The sequence below is a fragment of the Janthinobacterium sp. GW460-12-1-14-LB5 genome (assembly GCF_059423585.1).
The window spans coordinates 41294-59589 of sequence record NZ_JBWKYD010000023.1; the positions used below are offsets into that span (position 1 = coordinate 41294).

Annotated in this window: 17 protein-coding genes; 15 read left to right on the forward strand and 2 right to left on the reverse strand. The window is 60.3% G+C overall.

The features are described 5' to 3' along the window. Position 1 precedes the first annotated feature (1 nt). Genes lpxA through AC07X6_RS22170 form a run of 5 tightly spaced genes read left to right on the forward strand, consistent with a single transcriptional unit; the run spans position 2 to position 4631 of the window. Entirely contained in the window at positions 2-793 is a 792-nt protein-coding gene (gene lpxA / locus AC07X6_RS22150) for an acyl-ACP--UDP-N-acetylglucosamine O-acyltransferase (RefSeq protein WP_494792409.1), read from the forward strand. Continuing rightward, positions 777-1952: a lipid-A-disaccharide synthase gene (lpxB, locus tag AC07X6_RS22155; RefSeq protein WP_494792410.1), complete on the forward strand. Its 1176-nt coding sequence runs from the start codon at positions 777-779 to the stop codon at positions 1950-1952. Before lpxA ends, lpxB begins: the two co-directional genes overlap by 17 nt. A gap of 44 nt (positions 1953-1996) precedes the next feature. Further along, on the forward strand, positions 1997-2635 hold the full coding sequence (gene rnhB, locus AC07X6_RS22160) for a ribonuclease HII (RefSeq protein WP_099664324.1): 639 nt from the start codon (positions 1997-1999) through the stop codon (positions 2633-2635). Then, positions 2632-3417, forward strand: coding sequence for a TrmH family RNA methyltransferase (locus AC07X6_RS22165; RefSeq protein WP_494792411.1), 786 nt, complete (start codon positions 2632-2634; stop codon positions 3415-3417). Before rnhB ends, AC07X6_RS22165 begins: the two co-directional genes overlap by 4 nt. A gap of 11 nt (positions 3418-3428) precedes the next feature. Next, positions 3429-4631 carry an aminotransferase class V-fold PLP-dependent enzyme gene (locus AC07X6_RS22170; protein ID WP_494792412.1) on the forward strand — a complete coding sequence of 401 codons (1203 nt, stop codon included), beginning with the start codon at positions 3429-3431 and terminating at the stop codon, positions 4629-4631. A 34-nt stretch (positions 4632-4665) separates the two neighbouring features. Here AC07X6_RS22170 and ppsR read toward each other — a convergent pair whose 3' ends face one another. Continuing rightward, positions 4666-5514 carry a posphoenolpyruvate synthetase regulatory kinase/phosphorylase PpsR gene (gene ppsR, locus AC07X6_RS22175; RefSeq protein ID WP_230541979.1) on the reverse strand — a complete coding sequence of 283 codons (849 nt, stop codon included), beginning with the start codon at positions 5512-5514 and terminating at the stop codon, positions 4666-4668. Positions 5515-5666: 152 nt separating this feature from the next. Here ppsR and ppsA point away from each other — a divergent pair, with 152 nt between their 5' ends. The 5 genes from ppsA (at position 5667) to AC07X6_RS22200 (ending at position 11251) form a co-directional block, all read left to right on the forward strand. Continuing rightward, entirely contained in the window at positions 5667-8099 is a 2433-nt protein-coding gene (gene ppsA, locus AC07X6_RS22180; protein ID WP_070221573.1) for a phosphoenolpyruvate synthase, read from the forward strand. A 146-nt stretch (positions 8100-8245) separates the two neighbouring features. After that, a complete protein-coding gene (locus tag AC07X6_RS22185) occupies positions 8246-8743 on the forward strand; it encodes a Dps family protein (protein WP_152255343.1) in 498 nt (165 codons plus the stop codon). A gap of 179 nt (positions 8744-8922) precedes the next feature. Further along, positions 8923-9339: an NfeD family protein gene (locus AC07X6_RS22190; RefSeq protein WP_494792413.1), complete on the forward strand. Its 417-nt coding sequence runs from the start codon at positions 8923-8925 to the stop codon at positions 9337-9339. 15 nt (positions 9340-9354) lie between these two features. Beyond that, a complete protein-coding gene (locus AC07X6_RS22195; protein ID WP_230541981.1) occupies positions 9355-10299 on the forward strand; it encodes an SPFH domain-containing protein in 945 nt (314 codons plus the stop codon). Between the two features lie 643 nt (positions 10300-10942). Further along, positions 10943-11251 (forward strand): H-NS histone family protein, encoded by a 309-nt coding sequence (locus tag AC07X6_RS22200; RefSeq protein ID WP_010397665.1) that lies wholly within the window; start codon positions 10943-10945, stop codon positions 11249-11251. A gap of 302 nt (positions 11252-11553) precedes the next feature. Here the strand turns inward: AC07X6_RS22200 and smpB are convergent, their stop codons facing one another. Continuing rightward, positions 11554-12003: an SsrA-binding protein SmpB gene (smpB, locus tag AC07X6_RS22205; protein WP_034784131.1), complete on the reverse strand. Its 450-nt coding sequence runs from the start codon at positions 12001-12003 to the stop codon at positions 11554-11556. A 93-nt stretch (positions 12004-12096) separates the two neighbouring features. Between smpB and AC07X6_RS22210 the strand changes: the two genes are divergently transcribed. The 5 genes from AC07X6_RS22210 (at position 12097) to AC07X6_RS22230 (ending at position 18226) form a co-directional block, all read left to right on the forward strand. Next, entirely contained in the window at positions 12097-12528 is a 432-nt protein-coding gene (locus tag AC07X6_RS22210; RefSeq protein ID WP_035818194.1) for a type II toxin-antitoxin system RatA family toxin, read from the forward strand. Continuing rightward, complete coding sequence (locus tag AC07X6_RS22215; RefSeq protein WP_230541982.1) at positions 12521-12814, forward strand: RnfH family protein; 294 nt, start codon at positions 12521-12523, stop codon at positions 12812-12814. Before AC07X6_RS22210 ends, AC07X6_RS22215 begins: the two co-directional genes overlap by 8 nt. Positions 12815-12949: 135 nt before the next feature. Continuing rightward, positions 12950-14410 (forward strand): IMP dehydrogenase, encoded by a 1461-nt coding sequence (gene guaB / locus AC07X6_RS22220; protein WP_326458636.1) that lies wholly within the window; start codon positions 12950-12952, stop codon positions 14408-14410. A gap of 175 nt (positions 14411-14585) precedes the next feature. Continuing rightward, the gene (guaA, locus tag AC07X6_RS22225; RefSeq protein ID WP_070288027.1) at positions 14586-16196 is read left to right on the forward strand and encodes a glutamine-hydrolyzing GMP synthase; all 1611 of its coding nucleotides are present in this window, start codon (positions 14586-14588) and stop codon (positions 16194-16196) included. Positions 16197-16453: 257 nt separating this feature from the next. Further along, entirely contained in the window at positions 16454-18226 is a 1773-nt protein-coding gene (locus AC07X6_RS22230) for a ShlB/FhaC/HecB family hemolysin secretion/activation protein (RefSeq protein WP_494792414.1), read from the forward strand. The last annotated feature ends 70 nt before the right edge of the window (positions 18227-18296 follow it).

Genomic DNA, 18296 nt, shown 5'->3' on the forward strand with positions numbered 1-18296 from the left:
CATGGCGGCCATCCACTCTACCGCAGTGATCGACCCGAAGGCCGAGCTCGACAGCTCGGTCGAGGTGGGTCCGTACACCATCATCGGTCCGCACGTGCGCATCGGCGCTGGCACCAGGGTCGGCCCGCACGTGGTGATCGACGGCCACACGACGATCGGCAGCGACAACCACCTGTTCCAGTTTTCTTCCATCGGCGCGCAGCCGCAGGATAAAAAATGGGCAGGCGAGGCGACGCGCCTGGAAATCGGCGACCGCAACACCATCCGCGAATTCTGCACCTTCAACACGGGCACCGTGCAGGGTGGCGGCGTGACGCGCCTGGGCAACGACAACTGGATTTCGGCATATGTGCACCTGGCGCACGACTGCCTGGTGGGCAACAACACGATTTTTTCGAACAACGCGCAGCTGGCGGGCCACGTGGAAATCGGCGACTGGGTCATCATGAGCGGTTTCGCCAATGTGCACCAGTTCTGCAAGATCGGCGCGCACGCCTTTGTCGGCATGAGCACCAGCCTGACGCAGGACGTGCCGCCTTTCGTGCTCCTGAACGGCAATCCGGCGCAGGCGCATGGCGTCAATATCGAAGGCTTGAAACGCCGCGGCTTTACGCGCGAGCAGATCAACGGCATCCGCGCCGCGTATAAGCTCATCTACCGCGCGGGACTGACCCTGGAAGAATCCAAGGCGGCCCTGTTCGAAGAAGAAGCGGCGTCGTCGCCCGAGGTGGCGCAACACATTCGCGCCATGCGCGAATTCCTTGGCGTCGCGTCGCGTGGCATCGTCCGCTGACCAGGCCAGCGGCCTGTCGGTCGCCATCGTCGCCGGCGAGGTGTCGGGCGACCTGCTGGCCAGCCGCCTGCTGTCCGGCCTGGTGCCGCAGCTGCCTGGTGCCCGCTTCCACGGCATCGGCGGCGAGCACATGGCCCAGCAGGGTTTTGTGTCCGACTGGCCGCTCGACAAGCTGACGGTGCGCGGCCTGTTCGAGATCATTCCCCGCTACCGCGAAATCAAGGGCATCCAGAACGCGCTGCGCGACCAGCTGCTGGCGGAGCGGCCCGCCGTCTTCATCGGCGCCGATTATCCGGGCTTTAACCTGGGCCTCGAGCAGCAGCTGAAGGAAGGCGGCATTCCCACCGTGCACTACATCGGGCCGCAGATCTGGGCCTGGCGCGGCGGACGCATCAAGAAAATCATCAAGGCCGTCTCGCACATGCTGGTGATCTTCCCCTTCGAGGAAGAAATCTACCGCAAGGCGGGGGTGCCCGTTACCTATGTCGGCCATCCGCTGGCCGAGATGATCCCGCTGCAGCCCGACGAAGCGGCCGCGCGCCGCACCCTGGGCTTGCCGCAGGACGCGAATGTCGTGACCCTGATGCCGGGCAGCCGCATGGGCGAACTCAAATACAATGCGGTGGCGTTTGTCAGCGCCTGCAAGCTGCTGCTGGCGCGCGACCGCTCCTTGCGTTTTGTCGCGCCCATGGCCGGCGAAAAGCAGCGCCAGTACTTCCTGCAGCTGATCCGTGAGGCGGGCTTGCAGGACGTCGAGATACTGCTCACCGATGGCGGCTCGCACACGGCCATCTGCGCCGCCGATGCGGTATTGGTGGCCTCCGGCACGGCCTCGCTGGAAGTGGCGCTGTACAAGAAGCCCATGGTCATCGCCTACAAGATGATGCGCGCGTCGTGGGAAATCATGCGCCACATGGGCTACCAGCCGTGGATTGGTTTGCCGAACATCCTGGCGCGCGATTACCTGGTGCCCGAGCTGCTACAGAACGCGGCCAGCCCGCAAGCCCTGGCCGAGGCAATGTGGCAGCAGTTGAGCGATGTGCCTGGCCGCTTGCGCCTGGTGCAGCGCTTCACGGACATGCACCACAGCCTGCTGCGCGACAGCGCGCGCGAAAGCGCCAACGCCGTCATGCAGGTCATCGCCGCCAACCGCAAGTAACGCCCGATCACCGCTTCAACCGCAGTACCAACCAAAGATTCAACGTGAAAAATATCTATCCCGGCCTGTTTGACGACTTGCCATTCTCGCTCGATGAAATCATCTGCGGCGTCGACGAGGCAGGGCGCGGTCCGCTGGCCGGTCCCGTGTTTGCCGCCGCCGTGATCCTCGACCCGAACCAGCCCATCGACGGCTTGCGCGACTCGAAAAAGCTCACCGAAGCCAAACGCGACCTGCTGGCGCCGCAGATCAAGGCCAAGGCCCTGGCCTGGGCCATCGCCGAAGCGTCGGAAGAGGAAATCGACCGACTGAACATCCTGCAGGCGTCGATGCTTGCCATGCGCCGCGCCGTCGAGGCTTTGGCCACCGTGCCGACCCTGGCCCTGATCGATGGCAACCGCTGTCCCGTGATGCCGATACGCGGCATGGCCATCATCGGTGGCGACGACAAGGTCGATTCGATTTCCGCCGCCTCGATCCTGGCCAAGACGGCGCGCGACGCGGCCCTCGTGCACCTGCATGCGGCCTATCCCGAGTACTGCTTTGACCAGCACAAGGGCTATGGCACGAAATTGCACCTGGAGCGTCTGCATCTGCACGGCGCCTCGCCCGTGCACCGCCGCTCGTTCGCGCCCGTGCGCAACGTGATCGCCCTGTTCGGTGGACAAGAGGTGGTGGCATGAAGACGATTACCTCGCGCGACAATGCGCAATACAAGGAGCTGCTGAAGCTGGCGGGCAGTTCGCAGGCGCGCCGCAAGTCGGGCCGCACCCTGCTCGACGGCGTGCACCTGTGCCAATCCTACCTGCAGCTGCGCGGCATGCCGGAGCAGTGCATCGTCAGCGAAAGCGCCTTGCGCAATCCGGAAGTGATGGAGATCGTCGGCCAGCTGGAAAGCCAGCGCGCACACGTATTGGGCTTGCCCGACGCGCTGTACCACGCGGTGAGTCAGGTCGAGCACGGCGTAGGCGTGATGTTCCTCGTCGAGACGCCGGAACGGGCCGTCACGCAGCCGCTGAGCGTATCGGCCGTGCTGCTCGATAACCTGCAAGACCCGGGCAACGTGGGTTCCATCTTGCGCAGCGCGGCCGCAGCCGGCATCACGCAGGTGTACTGCAGCGCCGGCACGGCCTTCTGCTGGTCGCCCAAGGTGCTGCGCGCGGCGATGGGCGCGCACTTCGTGCTCGACATCTTTGAAAACGTCGACCTGGCTGCGCTCGTATCGAGCGCCCAGGTGGCGACCCTCGCCACCAGCGGCTACGCCACGCAGCGCCTGTACGACGTCGACCTGCGCCAGCCCGTCGCCTGGCTGTTCGGCCATGAAGGGCAGGGCGTCGCCGATGATTTATTGTCGATGGCGACGCACCAGGTGGTCATTCCCCACCTGGGCCAGATCGAATCGCTGAACGTGGCTGCCTGCGCCGCCGTCTGCTTCTTCGAGCAGCTGCGCCAGGGCCAGTCCTGAACAGGGTCGCCATGTCTTTGCCTGTGCTTGCCGACGGTGCGGCTCGTGACGAGGCCTGGTGGCGCCAGGTGGCCGCGTTTTATCCCGCGCCGCCGGACGCCATCGTCAATCTCGAACACGGCTATTTCGGCGCCATGGCCGCGCCCGTGCAAGCGGCCTTCGAGCAGGCCGTGCGCTACACCAATGAGCAGCTGAGTCCTTTCGTGCGCGGCGAGTTTACGCGCACGCATGTGGATATCCTGCGCCGGCGCGTCGCCGCGCTGATCCAGGCGCAGCCGCACGAGATACTGCTGACCCGCAGCGGCACCGAGTCCATGCAGGTGCTGATCACGCAATACCACGGCCTGGCGCCAGGCGATACGGTACTGTGGAGTAATCTCGACTATCCGGCCATGCGCACGGCCATGCGCTGGCTGGCGCAGCGCCGTGGCGTCACCAGCACGCAAGTCACATTGGGCCTGCCCATCGGCGATGACGAAATCATCGCCCGTTACGCGCAAGCCATGCGCCAGGCCGTCAAGCCCAGATTGCTGCTGCTGTCGCAGGTGACGCCGGCCAACGGCCAGCAACTGCCAGTGAAGGCTATCATGGCGCTGGCGCGCGAACGCGGCATCGACGTGCTGCTCGACAGCGCCCATGCGCTGGGGCAGGTCGACGTGGACGTGCAGGCCATGGGCGTCGATTTCGCCGGTTTCAATCTGCACAAATGGCTGGGGGCGCCGGCGGGACTCGGTGTCGTGTATATCCGCGCATCTCAATTGCACAAGATCGAGCCGCATTTTGGCGACGACGATTATCCGCTTGACGATATCCGCAGCCGCCTGCACATGGGCATGCCGCCCATCGGCGCCATCCTGGCCGCACCCGCCGCGCTCGACTTCCATGAACACCTGGGCGGCACGCCAGCCAAGAGGGAACGCCTGGCCTGGCTGCGCAATTACTGGATCGAACGGGTGGCGCGGCTGCCCGGTGTGCGCATTCTGTCGCCGCTCGATGCGCTGCGTGGCACGGCGCTGGTCGCCTTTGCCGTCGATGGCATGGCGGCGCGCGTGCTGCAGCAGGCCTTGCTGCACCGTTTCGGGGTTTTTACCGTGCAGCGCAATATCGGCGACATGGACGTCGTGCGCGCCACGATGGCCGTCACCACCACCACTGCTGAACTCGATCAACTGGTGGCTGCGCTGACGGTGCTTTCGAGAGAAACGAACACCTGACAAAACCGACGCGCAGCAGGTTTGGTCAGGCGTTCTAGTACTCGCGGCGGTTCGGCTTGATCTCTTGCAGGATCGTCGTGGAGATCTCTTCGATCGACTTGGTGGTCGAGGACAGCCAGCGTATGCCTTCGCGTTTCATCATCTTTTCCGCTTCGTTGACCTCGTAACGGCAATTTTCGATGGCCGCATACTTGCTTCCAGCGCGTCTTTCGTTGCGTATTTCCGACAAACGTTCGGGCGTAATGCTCAATCCGAAAATTTTATTCTTAAATTCCAGCAGGGCCGATGGCAGCTTGTCGCGCTCGAAATCGTCGGGAATCAGCGGATAATTGGCCGCCTTGATACCGTATTGCATGGCCAGATACAGGCTGGTCGGGGTCTTGCCAGAGCGCGAAACACCCACCAGAATGACATCGGCCGAGGACAGGTTCTTGTGCGACTGGCCATCGTCGTGCGCCAGCGAATAGTTGATCGCCTCGATGCGGTTCTTGTATTCCTCGCTGTCGACGATATTGTGCGAACGCCCGATGGTATGGGTCGACATCACGCCCAATTCCTGCTCCAGCGGGGCGACGAAGGTCTGGATCAGGTCCATGTGCATGCCGCTCGACTTGCGGATCACGGCCGACAGGTCGTTTTTCACCAGGGTGGAGAAAATGATCGGGCGCTGGCCGTCGGCGGTGAAGGCTTCGTTGATCTTGCGCGCCGCCTCGTAGGCCTTGTCCATGGTGTCGATGAAGGGCAGGCGGATCTGGCGGAAGCGCAGGTCGAACTGCGTCAGCACCGAATGGCCGAAGGTCTCGGCGGTGATGCCGGTGCCGTCGGAAACAAAGAAAACGGTGCGGGCCGCGGAGGGCAGAGGGGGGCGTAGTTCTTGTGTCATGGGTTTTCGGATCAAGATTGTGCGTCGTCAATTTGCGCCGCACAAGGTAAAATGGCTGTAACGGTATGATTGTGCTGCACGACGCCAAGAATAACAAGAAGACTGTCCGTGCGCCGCGCGTAAAGATTTCTATCATCAGTAAGGGTGTCATTATGACCAACGCAGTATCGCAACAGCAGGAAGACAAGGACGCGGTGTATGTTGCCTCGTTCGAGCATTTGCGCATGACGGATGTCGAATCCGTCGGCGGAAAGAACGCCTCCCTGGGCGAAATGATCAGCCAGCTGGCGGAAGCCGGCGTGCGCGTGCCCGGTGGCTTTGCCACCACGGCGCAGGCATTCCGCGATTTCCTCTCGTATAGCGCCAACGGCGGCTTGCCGCTGGCCGAACGCATCGCCCAGCGCCTCGAAGGGCTGAACATCGATGACGTGCGCGCGCTGGCGCAAGCCGGCGCCGAGATCCGTCAATGGATCGTGGAAACGCCGTTCCAGCCACGCCTGGCCGCTGAAATCGACCAGTTCTACGCCAAGCTGGTAGCCGATTCCGACACGGAAATGTCGTTTGCCGTGCGTTCCTCGGCGACGGCGGAAGACTTGCCGGATGCTTCTTTTGCTGGCCAGCAAGAAACCTTCCTGAACGTGGTCGGCATCGACAACGTGCTTGAAGCCATGAAGCAGGTATTCGCTTCGCTGTACAACGACCGCGCCATCTCCTACCGCGTGCACAAGGGCTTTACGCACGCTGAAGTGGCCTTGTCGGCCGGCGTGCAGCGCATGGTGCGTTCCGACCTGGGCGCGGCCGGCGTGATGTTCACCATCGACACGGAATCGGGTTTCAAGGACGTGGTGTTCGTCACCTCCAGCTATGGCTTGGGCGAAACCGTGGTGCAGGGTGCCGTCAACCCCGACGAATTCTATGTGCACAAGCCGATGCTGGAAAAAGGCAAGTCGCCCGTGATCCGCCGCAATATCGGTTCGAAGCTGCTGAAGATGGAATTTACGAACGAAGCGAAAGCTGGCCGTTCCGTGAAAACCGTCGACGTGCCCGTCGAAATGCGCAACCGCTACTCGCTGAACGACAGCGAAGTGGTGGAACTGGCGAAATACGCCGTCATCATCGAAAACCACTACGGCCGTCCGATGGACATCGAGTGGGGCAAGGATGGCCGCGACGGCAAGCTGTACATCCTGCAGGCGCGTCCTGAAACCGTCAAGTCGCAGCAAAAGGCGACCGACGTGCAGGAACGCTTCAAGCTGAAGAGCACCGGCACCGTGCTGACGTCCGGCCGCGCCATCGGCCAGAAGATCGGCGCCGGCCCCGTGCGCGTGATTCACGACCCGGCCGACATGGAGCGCGTGCAGCCAGGCGACGTGCTCGTTGCCGACATGACGGACCCGAACTGGGAACCGGTCATGAAGCGCGCTTCGGCCATCGTCACCAACCGTGGCGGTCGTACTTGCCACGCAGCAATTATCGCCCGTGAACTCGGCGTGCCGGCCGTCGTCGGCTGCGGCGACGCGACCGACGTGCTGAAAGACGGCACCTTCGTCACCGTGGTCTGCTCGGAAGGCGACGAAGGCAAGATCTACGATGGCTTGCTGGAAACGGAAGTGTCGGAAGTGTCGCGCGGCGAATTGCCGAAGCTCGATACCAAGATCATGCTCAACGTGGGCAATCCGCAGCTGGCGTTCGACTTCCAGTCCGTGCCGAATGCCGGCGTGGGCCTGGCGCGCCTGGAATTCATCATCAATAACAATATTGGTGTGCATCCGCGCGCGATCCTGGAATATCCGAACATCGATGCCGACCTGAAAAAGGCCGTGGAATCCGTGGCGCGCGGCCACGCTTCGCCAAAAGCGTTCTATATCGACAAGCTGGCCGAAGGCATCGCTACCATCGCCGCCGCGTTCTGGCCGAAAAAAGTCATCGTGCGCCTGTCCGACTTCAAGTCGAACGAGTACAAGAAGCTGATCGGCGGTTCGCGCTACGAGCCGGATGAGGAAAACCCGATGCTGGGCTTCCGCGGCGCGGCGCGCTACCTGTCGGCTGACTTCTCCGAGGCGTTCAACATGGAATGCGAAGCGATGAAGCGCGTGCGCAATGACATGGGCCTGACGAACGTGGAAATCATGGTGCCATTCGTGCGCACCCTGGGCCAGGCCGAGAAAGTCATCGACTTGCTGGCGAAAAACGGCCTGAAGCGCGGCGAGAACGACTTGCGCGTCATCATGATGTGCGAAGTGCCGTCGAACGCCATCCTGGCCGACCAGTTCCTCGACCATTTCGACGGTTTCTCGATCGGTTCGAACGACCTGACCCAGCTGACCCTGGGCCTGGACCGCGATTCCGGCATGGAATTGCTGGCCGCCGACTTCGACGAGCGCGATCCTGCCGTGAAAGCCCTGCTGGCCCTGGCCATCAAGGCTTGCCTGGCACGCGGCAAGTACATCGGCATTTGCGGCCAGGGTCCTTCCGACCATCCGGACTTCGCCGTCTGGCTGATGGAGCAGGGCATTGAATCGATGTCCCTGAATCCTGACTCGGTGATCGACACCTGGCAAAAGCTGGCTGCGCTGAAAGCGTAAGCCTCTTTATTGCCCCTTGAAAACCCGCTGCCACTGACCTGGCAGCGGGTTTTTTTATGCCTGCCATGCTGCGCACGGCAGTATTTGATGGGCTTGCGCCAGATCAGCTAAAATGATTCCACCAATACATTGAAACGGGAGTTCTCATGGCAAGCAAGAAACCGAGCAAGGCTGCAAAGATCGATATCGGCATTTCCGAGGCGGACCGCGCGAAGATCGCGGAAGGCCTGTCCGGCCTGCTGGCCGACAGCTACACCTTGTACTTGATGACCCACAATTTCCACTGGAACGTGAAGGGGCCGATGTTCAACACCCTGCACCTGATGTTCATGACGCAGTACACGGAACAATGGGGCGCGCTGGACCTGATCGCCGAGCGTATCCGCGCCCTCGGCTATCCGGCACCCGGCACCTACAAGGAATTCGTCAAGCTGGCCTCGATCAAGGAAATCGACGGCGTGCCGCCGGCGCTGGACATGGTCAGCCATCTGGTGGCGGCGCAGGAAGCGACCGCGCGCACGGCGCGCCGCCTGTTCCCATTGCTGGAAAAAGCCAATGACCAGCCGACGGCCGACCTGATCACGCAGCGCCTGGATTTGCATGAAAAGACGGCATGGATGCTGCGCAGCCTGCTGGAGGAATAATTGGCTGGTCCGGTGGCGCTAATTCGCCCCCGGCTATTGACGTCATCCGGAATTGCGTTAGACTGCTTGTATATAGGTGTATGGCAAGAATAATATCAGGCAGTATTGCGCATCAAACCCCGTCGCTTATATAGGCCGCGGGGTTTTTTATTTTTTGGATTCAAATGGATGGAGGCATCATGGCTGAATGGGTGGGCTGGTTTGTGGCGGCAGGTGTGGTATTGATCCTGGAATTGTTCACGGGCACCTTTTATCTGCTGATGATCGCCATCGGGGTCGGCGCTGGCGGATTGGTGGCGCTGGCGGGCGGTAATGGCAGCTGGCAGGCCGTGACGGCGGCAATTGTCGGCGTGGCGGCCACCTTGTTATTGCGGCGCAGCCGTTTTGGCAAGGCGTCGCGGCGCGATGCGGCCCAGGATCCGAATGTGAATCTCGATATCGGCCAAAGCGTGGCCGTGGCGCATTGGGTCGATGGCGTGGCGCGCGTCATGTATCGCGGCGCCTTGTGGGATGTGGAATTGATACCCGGCAGCGATACGCAGGCCGGTCATTACACCATACGTGCCGTGCGCGGCAGCCGTTTGATTGTTGGATAACCTGGAGAGTAGATTATGGAAGTAAACATCGGAAGCGTGTCGCTTATCTTGTTATTGCTGGCATTGGTATTTGTCTTCAAGACGGTCAATGTGGTGCCGCAGCAGCATGCCTGGGTGGTTGAACGCCTGGGTAAATTCCATGCCGTATTGGGTCCCGGCTTGAATATCGTCGTGCCGTTTGTCGACCGCATCGCCTACAAGCACGTACTCAAGGAAATTCCGCTCGACGTGCCGCCGCAGGTGTGCATTACGCGTGATAACACCCAATTGCAGGTCGACGGTATTCTGTATTTCCAGATTACCGACGCCATGCGTGCTTCGTATGGCTCGTCGAATTATATCGCCGCCATTACGCAACTGGCGCAAACGACCCTGCGTTCGGTGATCGGGAAAATGGAACTCGACAAGACATTTGAAGAGCGCGACCATATCAATACGGCCATCGTGAATGCCATTGATGAATCGGCGGCGAATTGGGGTGTCAAGGTATTACGTTATGAAATCAAGGATTTGACGCCGCCGAAGGAAATCCTGCATGCGATGCAGGCGCAGATTACGGCTGAGCGCGAGAAGCGCGCCCTGATTGCCGCTTCGGAAGGGCGCAAGCAAGAGCAGATCAATATCGCCAGCGGCGAGCGCGAAGCGGCCATTGCCCGTTCCGAAGGCGAAAAGCAGGCGTCGATCAACCGCGCCGAAGGCCAGGCGACGGCCATCGTCGCGTTGGCGCAGGCCAGTGCGGAAGCGCTGCGCCAGGTGGGTGCGGCCATACGCGAGCCAGGCGGTGAAGATGCCGTCAATCTGAAGGTGGCCGAGCAGTATGTGGGCGCGTTCGCGCAATTGGCGAAAACAAATAACTCGATTATCGTGCCAGCCAATCTGGGCGATATGAGCAGTTTGATCGCCACGGCAATGCAGGTGGTGAAAACGCAGAAGCCGAAAGGCGGCGTGGCTATTCCCTGATTGCCTGGCTTGCCCGGTGAATAGCAAACTCATAGCAAGTTTGTCGTCAATACTGCCCGCCGTTTCGCGGGCAGTTTTCATTTGTGCTACTGGAATATATGGTGAGAGCAGGGCTGGAGTATCTGTGTTTGAATCATTAGCGTTGAAAATCTTTTCTTTATGCTATGCTGTGCGCACTTTCGGGATTATATGCTGGCGTGCGCCGCTTATCTTTTTAATTGAAGTAAAATCTGCCGCGCATGCGTGGCGATGATTGCGCCGAAATCCGTAACGGATACATGGGTGGTGTCTGGGTAGATGATGCGCAATTGCCGATAGTATTGCTCCCATGTATATTTTGAATTGCTATTTGTAATTACTATAAATTGCAATGAAACAGAAAGTACTGCAAAATAAATACTGCCGATGGCGCTGTATCGAATCGCAGGCGTACAAAGCGGAGGCGACTGCGCAGACTGTCCATGCGCGATGGCTGTTCCCGGGATTGAAGACCTGCAGCGCTTGAAAGCCAAGGAAGTCGAGGTTTTTTGGTGAAAGAATTGTAAAAAACAATCAAATCTCAAGAAAAATCACCTCAGTCGCGTTACAATTGGATAGAATTTAACTGTTCAGTTATATTTTTCAACTCACACAAGGAAATATCATGGATCTGTCCAGCTTATCCCTGTCCGAACTGCGTACCTTGCAGGACGACATCAAGAAGCAAATGAAGAAGCGCGAACAGGACGATCTGTCCAAAGCGCGCGAGCAAATCCTGGCAATCGCCCAGAGCGTCGGCGTTTCCGTAAAAGATCTGGTTGGTACGGGTATCCGCGCTAAAACCGGCACGGTCGCGGTACGCTATCGCAATCCGGATGACGCGACGCAGCAATGGACTGGCCGTGGCCGTCAACCGAAATGGGTCAAAGAGTGGACCGATTCGGGCAAGTCGCGTGATCTGCTGAAGGTTTAACAAACCGTTCATTCGGATGCTTGTCCTGTGGAGTGGCAGGTGGAGTACAAGGCAGCATGCAAGCATCCGGAACTTTCTTGATTTATCGTCGTTGGCCAGGCAGGCCTGTTTGTCTCTCTGCTGCTTATCTCCATGGTATTTTTCTAAATGCCAGTCTTTTTTCCCGCCTTATCTCATTTCCTCCCTGTTTTAGTTCTGCTGCGCCGCGCTTTTTTCCGTTTGCCGTAGATGGTGGCAAAATAAAACCCGGCATATAGCCGGGCCTATTTGTGTGAACGTAGCATGCTGCGCGCCGTGGCGGATCAGCGGCGGTGCGACTTCATTGCTGCCTGCACTTCCCGTGCACCATCGCGGTCACGTTCGGCAGCCCGCTTGTCGTGCTGTTTCTTGCCCTTGGCCAGGCCGATTTCGCATTTCACGCGGCCGCCCTTGTAATGCAGGTTGAGCGGTACCAGCGTATAGCCGGAGCGTTCCACCTTGCCGATCAGTTTATCCATTTCCGCACGGTGCAGCAGCAGCTTGCGCGTGCGTACGGCTTCCGGATGAATGTGGGTAGAGGCGGTCGGGAGGGCGCTGATATGCGCACCGAACAGGAAGAGTTCATCGCCGCGGACGACGACGTAGGCTTCCTTGATTTGTACGCGGGCGTCGCGGATGGCTTTGACTTCCCAGCCTTCCAGCACGATGCCCGCTTCGTAGCGATCCTCGATAAAGTAGTCGTGGAAGGCTTTTCTGTTGTCTGCTATGGTCATGAGATGGTAAATGTGCGCGGGTCGGTTAAACTACTGTCTCGCGCAAGCGCGATAAAATCAAATGTATCCAACATCATAGCAAATGGTTCTTCAATGGCAGTAGTACATAAATCAGTTTTTCTCGGCTATAGCGCCGAACAAATGTTCGCGCTGGTGGCGGCGGTGGAGGATTATCCCAAATTCCTGCCCTGGTGCGGTGCGGTCGAGATTCGCGAGCGGGGAGAGAACACGGTCGTCGCCAGCGTGGGCATACATTACCACGGCGTGCGCCAAAGCTTCACCACATCCAACGAGAACGTGCCCCCGACTTCCATCAAGATGAAGCTGGTAGACGGTCCTTTCAAGACCCTCGACGGCGTGTGGACCTTCAAGGCCCTGCGCGAAGATGCATGCAAGATCGAACTGGACCTGCATTACGAGTTCTCCAGCCGCGTACTGGAGCAGATCATTGGCCCTGTCTTCGGCATGATCGCCAACAGCATGGTCGATTCCTTCTGCAAGCGCGCGGAGACGGTGTATGGCTGACGATATTCAGGTGCAGGTTTGCCACGCCTTGCCCGATAGCAGCTTTCTGCATGCATTGAAGGTGCCTGCAGGCACCACCATCGGGCAGGCGGTGGCGTTGAGCGGCTTGCTGCAGAAAATCCCCGGCATCGACCTGGCCGTCAACATGGTCGGCATCTATGGCAAGAAGAAGCCTTTGGATACCGTATTGCGCGAGCATGACAGGGTGGAGGTGTATCGTCCCCTGCAGGCGGACCCGAAAGAAGCGCGCCGGCGCCGCGCCGGCAGCAAGCCTGCCAAAGGCTGAGCGGGCAGGGCGGTGCTAGCCCGTCCGCTGCGTGGCAGCCGCCATTTTTTGCTATTTTCAAATATCTTTTCTATGCTGCAAGGACGGAGGGCACTTTTTTCTGTATAATCTGCTTTTGCGCCAATAGGAAATGCTATGCGTCTACTTCAAAAAGCACTCACATTCGATGACGTGCTGCTCGTCCCAGCCTACTCCAACGTTCTGCCCGCCGATACGTCCCTTAAAACTCGCCTGACCCGCAATATCACCCTGAATATTCCCTTGCTGTCCGCAGCCATGGATACGGTGACGGAAGCCCGCCTCGCGATCGCGATGGCCCAGGAAGGCGGCATCGGCATTATCCACAAGAATTTGAATCCGAAAGACCAGGCACGTGAAGTGGCCCGCGTAAAGCGTTTCGAAGCAGGCGTACTGCGCGATCCGATCACGATTCCGCCGGACATGAAGATCCGCGACGTGATCGCGCTGACGGAACAATACGGCATCAGCGGTTTCCCGGTTGTCAAGGGTAAGGAAGTCGTTGGCATCATCACCAACCGCGACTTGCGCTTTGAACAGGAACTCGACGCGGAAGCGTCCGCCAAGATGACCCCGCGCGAAAAGCTGGTGGTCGTCAAGGAAGACGCCGATACGGCCGAAGCCAAGCGCCTGATGAACAAGCACCGCCTCGAGCGCGTGCTGGTCGTCAACGACGCATTCGAATTGCGCGGCCTGATCACCGTCAAGGATATCCAGAAGTCGACTTCCCACCCGTTCGCGTCGAAAGACAGCCAGGGCAAACTGCTGGTCGGCGCTGCCGTCGGCGTGGGTGCCAAGGATGAAGAGCGCATCGACCTGCTGGTCGCCGCCGGCGTCGACGTGCTGGTGGTCGACACGGCCCACGGCCACTCGCAAGGCATCCTCGACCGCGTACGCTGGATCAAGACCAAGTACCCGCAAGTGGAAGTGATCGGCGGCAACATCGCTACCGCTGCTGCCGCCAAGGCGCTGGTGGAATACGGCGCCGATGCGGTCAAGGTCGGTATCGGTCCTGGCTCGATCTGCACCACGCGTATCGTCGCCGGTGTGGGCGTGCCGCAAATCACGGCCATTTCGAATGTGGCTGAAGCACTGGAAGGCACGGGCGTGCCATGTATCGCCGACGGCGGTATCCGCTTCTCGGGCGATATCTCGAAAGCGCTGGCCGCTGGCGCCTCGACCGTCATGATGGGTTCGATGTTTGCCGGTACGGAAGAAGCGCCAGGCGAAGTGATCCTGTACCAGGGCCGCAGCTACAAGTCGTACCGCGGCATGGGTTCGCTGGGCGCGATGTCCGACGGTTCGGCTGACCGTTATTTCCAGGACGCCACCATGAAGGCCGACAAGTTCGTGCCTGAAGGTATTGAAGGCCGTGTCGCCTACAAGGGCAGCGTGCTGGCGATCATCTTCCAGCTGGTGGGCGGCGTGCGTCAATCGATGGGTTACTGCGGTTGCGCCACCATCGACGAACTGCGCGAAAAAGCGGAATTCGTGGAAATCACCTCGGCCGGCATGCGCGAGTCGCATGTCCATGATGTGCAGATCACGAAAGAAGCCCCTAACTACCGTTCAGAGTAAGCGTACTGGAGAAACTGTCCATGACTGCGTTCCAGTGCCTCGCCGTACTATTCGTACTGTCTTCGGCACTGCGCCTTGCCCTGAACAGTTTTCCAGCTACGCTATTGTGGTAGCGACAGACCAGACCGGCGCCTAGTGCGCCGGTTTTGTAATGACCTCAGATAAAGTCCCCATCATGCATTCTAAAATCCTCATTCTCGATTTCGGTTCCCAAGTCACCCAGTTGATCGCCCGCCGCGTGCGCGACTCCGGCGTGTTTTCCGAAGTCTTCCCGTATGACGTCAGCGACGAATTCGTGCGCAACTATGGCGCCGCCGGCGTGATCCTGTCGGGCAGCCACAATTCCACGCTGGACGGCGACTCGCCGCGCGCACCGCAAGCCGTGTTCGAGCTGGGCGTGCCCGTGCTGGGCATCTGCTACGGCATGCAAACCATGGCGGCCCAGCTGGGCGGCAAGGTGGAAAACGGCCTGGTGCGCGAATTCGGCTACGCCGAAGTGCGCGCCCGCAGCCATACCAAGTTGCTCAACGGCATCGCCGATTTCGTCACCGACGAAGGCCACGGCATGCTGAAAGTATGGATGAGCCACGGCGACAAAGTGCTGGAAATGCCGCCGGGCTTCAAACTGATGGGCAACACCCCAAGCTGCCCGATCGCTGCCATGGCCGATGAAGAGCGCCAGTTCTACGGTGTGCAATTCCACCCGGAAGTGACGCACACGGTGCAGGGCAAGGCCATGATCGGCCGTTTCGTGCATGAAATCTGCGGCTGCAAATCGGACTGGAACATGCCCGACTACATCAGCGAAGCCGTGGAAAAAATCCGCGCGCAAGTGGGCACTGATGACGTCATCCTGGGCTTGTCCGGCGGCGTCGATTCGTCCGTGGCTGCTGCCCTGATCCACCGCGCCATCGGCGACCAGCTGACCTGCGTCTTCGTCGACCACGGCCTGCTGCGTCTGGACGAAGGCAAGATGGTGATGGACATGTTCGCCAAGAACCTGGGCGTGAAAGTCATCCGCGTCGATGCGGAAGACCAGTTCATGGGCCACCTGGCCGGCGTCACCGATCCTGAGCAGAAGCGCAAGATCATCGGCCGCGAATTCGTCGAAGTCTTCCAGGTTGAATCGGGCAAGCTGGTCAACGCCAAATGGCTGGCGCAAGGCACGATTTACCCGGACGTCATCGAATCGGCCGGCAAAGGCAAAAAGGGCCAGACCATCAAGAGCCACCACAACGTGGGCGGCTTGCCGGACACCATGAAGCTGAAATTGCTGGAACCGCTGCGTGAGCTGTTCAAGGATGAAGTGCGCAAACTGGGCGTGGCCCTGGGTTTGCCGCATGACATGGTGTATCGCCACCCATTCCCTGGTCCGGGCCTGGGCGTGCGCATCCTCGGCGAAGTCAAGAAAGACTACGCCGACCTGCTGCGCCGCGCCGATGCGATCTTCATCGAAGAACTGCGCAACACGCCATACGAGCCGGTGGTGGTGCCTGGTTTCGATCAGGACAGCGTGCCAACCAACTGGTACGAAGCGACGAGCCAGGCTTTCGCCGTGTTCCTGCCCGTCAAATCGGTGGGCGTGATGGGCGACGGCCGCACCTACGAATACGTGGTGGCCCTGCGCGCCGTGCAGACGCAAGACTTCATGACGGCCCACTGGGCACACCTGCCGCACAGTCTGCTGGGCAAGGTGTCGAACCGCATCATCAACGAAGTGCGCGGCATCAACCGCGTCGTCTACGATATCTCGGGCAAGCCGCCGGCGACCATCGAGTGGGAATAAATTTCCCTTTGGAAATTTTGCATGTCGAAATGACTGAGTAAGCGAAAGCCCTGTTTTTACAGGGCTTTTTTTATGGCACCTGTTGTGATGCGATTATCTGATTTCTTGCCATGACGCGGTAAGCTTGTTTACTAGTGGTAATTCGATAGTTAAAAGGCAGTTAGTAAAGAGGAAAAGTTCTCAAGAAATAAATATAGTTGCCATATAGAAATAGTTATTTTATAATTTCCTTACGTAAATAATTATTTGAGGCAACTATGCACCTGCGCTTGACGCCATGGTGCGGTGTATTTTTGTTTAGCAGCACCTTGTGTGCCGCCGTGTCCGCGCAGACCCGTCCCGAAATCGCGCCGCCCCTTCCCACTACGCCTGGCCTCGGCCAGCGCGACGATGCCAGCCAAGAATTGATACGCCAGCAAGAACGCGAGCGCCTCCTGCGCCAGCAGCAGGAACGCACGCCCGACGTGCGCCTGCTCGAGGCGCCCGCGGCCGCCTCCGCCAACCGCCTGCCCGCAGGCGAATCGCCGTGCTTTACCATCGATCATCTGCAATTGCGGGGCGAGGACGCCGCCCAGTTCCAGTGGGCGCTGGCCGCCGCCGCGCGTGACGACCTGGGAGCGCCGGACTCGCCGCTGGGGCGCTGCCTGGGCACGCAGGCCATCAATGTGCTGATGGGGCGGCTGCAGAACGCCATTATCGCGCGCGGCTATGTCACGACGCGCGTGCTGGCCGAACCGCAGGATTTGAGCAAGGGGACGCTGGCCTTGAGCGTGATACCGGGGCGCATCCGCCAGATCGGCTTTGCACCGGGTACCAATCCCCGCGCCACCTGGTGGAATGCCGTGCCGGCGCGCCCGGGCGACTTGCTCAATGTGCGCGATACGGAGCAGGCGCTGGAAAACTTCAAGCGCGTGCCGACGGCTGAGGCCGATATCCAGATCTTGCCGGCCGAGGGCGGCAATGCGAAGCCGGGCGAGAGCGACCTGCAGATCCAGTGGAAGCAGGGCTTGCCATTCCGCCTGGCGCTGGGCCTCGACGATGGCGGCTCGCGCTCGACCGGCAAGCTGCAGGGCAGCGTGACCCTGTCGTATGACCACTGGCTGACCCTGAACGACCTGTTTTACCTGAGCCTGAACCAGAACGTCGACGGCAACCGCAATGGTCCGCGCGGCACGGGCGGCATGGTGGCGCATTATTCGATTCCCTACGCCTACTGGCTGCTGGCCTTCACGGTCAGCGACAGCCGTTACCACCAGTCCGTGGCTGGCATCAGCCAGGACTACAACTACAGCGGCGCCAGCCAGAATCGCGAAGTCAAGTTGTCGCGCCTGGTGTACCGCGACGCCTCGCGCAAGACGACGCTGTCCCTGCGCGGCTGGCAGCGCGCCGCGCAAAATTTCATCGACGACACGGAAGTGGAAGTGCAGCGCCGCCGCATGGCCGGCTGGGAAATCGGTATCGGCCACCGTGAATTCATGGGCCAGGCAACCCTGGACCTGAATCTGCAATACCGGCGCGGCACGGGCGCGATGGATGCGATGGCCGCGCCCGAGGAAGCGTTTGGCGAAGGCACGTCGCGTTTCAAGCTCATCTTGGCCGACGCGGCCGTGTCGGCGCCGTTCACGCTGGCTGGCCAGCCGCTGCGCTACGCGGGCAGCTGGCGCATGCAGCATAACCGCACGCCACTGGTGCCGCAGGATCGCTTCGCCATCGGCGGACGTTACACGGTGCGCGGCTATGACGGCGAAAGCAGCCTCTCGGCCGAACGGGGCTGGCTGCTGCGCAACGAAGTCGGCGTGCCGCTGGGTAACAGCGGCCAGGAAGCGTATGCGGGCCTGGACCATGGCGAAGTATCGGGACCGTCCGCCGAATGGCTGATCGCGCGCCGCCTGACGGGCGGCTTCGTCGGCTTGCGCGGCCAGTGGCTGGGGGTGCAGTACGACGCCTTCGTCGGCTGGCCCGTGCACAAGCCGGGGCTGTTTCGCACGGCCAGCCATACGGCCGGCTTCAGCCTGAACGCCAGTTACTGAGACTGAGACGCCGCAACCAGCCAGCGTTCTCCCCCTTGATCGCATCATTTAATTGTCATTAGGACATTTC

Coding starts and splice junctions, on each gene's coding strand:
- AC07X6_RS22230 (WP_494792414.1), top strand. CDS start 16,454: ATGCACCTGCGCTTGACGCCATGGTGCGGTGTATTTTTGTTTAGCAGC.
- AC07X6_RS22165 (WP_494792411.1), top strand. CDS start 2,632: ATGAAGACGATTACCTCGCGCGACAATGCGCAATACAAGGAGCTGCTG.
- AC07X6_RS22170 (WP_494792412.1), top strand. CDS start 3,429: ATGTCTTTGCCTGTGCTTGCCGACGGTGCGGCTCGTGACGAGGCCTGG.
- lpxA (WP_494792409.1), top strand. CDS start 2: ATGGCGGCCATCCACTCTACCGCAGTGATCGACCCGAAGGCCGAGCTC.
- AC07X6_RS22190 (WP_494792413.1), top strand. CDS start 8,923: ATGGCTGAATGGGTGGGCTGGTTTGTGGCGGCAGGTGTGGTATTGATC.
- AC07X6_RS22210 (WP_035818194.1), top strand. CDS start 12,097: ATGGCAGTAGTACATAAATCAGTTTTTCTCGGCTATAGCGCCGAACAA.
- guaB (WP_326458636.1), top strand. CDS start 12,950: ATGCGTCTACTTCAAAAAGCACTCACATTCGATGACGTGCTGCTCGTC.
- ppsA (WP_070221573.1), top strand. CDS start 5,667: ATGACCAACGCAGTATCGCAACAGCAGGAAGACAAGGACGCGGTGTAT.
- AC07X6_RS22185 (WP_152255343.1), top strand. CDS start 8,246: ATGGCAAGCAAGAAACCGAGCAAGGCTGCAAAGATCGATATCGGCATT.
- AC07X6_RS22195 (WP_230541981.1), top strand. CDS start 9,355: ATGGAAGTAAACATCGGAAGCGTGTCGCTTATCTTGTTATTGCTGGCA.
- AC07X6_RS22215 (WP_230541982.1), top strand. CDS start 12,521: ATGGCTGACGATATTCAGGTGCAGGTTTGCCACGCCTTGCCCGATAGC.
- guaA (WP_070288027.1), top strand. CDS start 14,586: ATGCATTCTAAAATCCTCATTCTCGATTTCGGTTCCCAAGTCACCCAG.
- AC07X6_RS22200 (WP_010397665.1), top strand. CDS start 10,943: ATGGATCTGTCCAGCTTATCCCTGTCCGAACTGCGTACCTTGCAGGAC.
- ppsR (WP_230541979.1), bottom strand. CDS start 5,514: ATGACACAAGAACTACGCCCCCCTCTGCCCTCCGCGGCCCGCACCGTT.
- smpB (WP_034784131.1), bottom strand. CDS start 12,003: ATGACCATAGCAGACAACAGAAAAGCCTTCCACGACTACTTTATCGAG.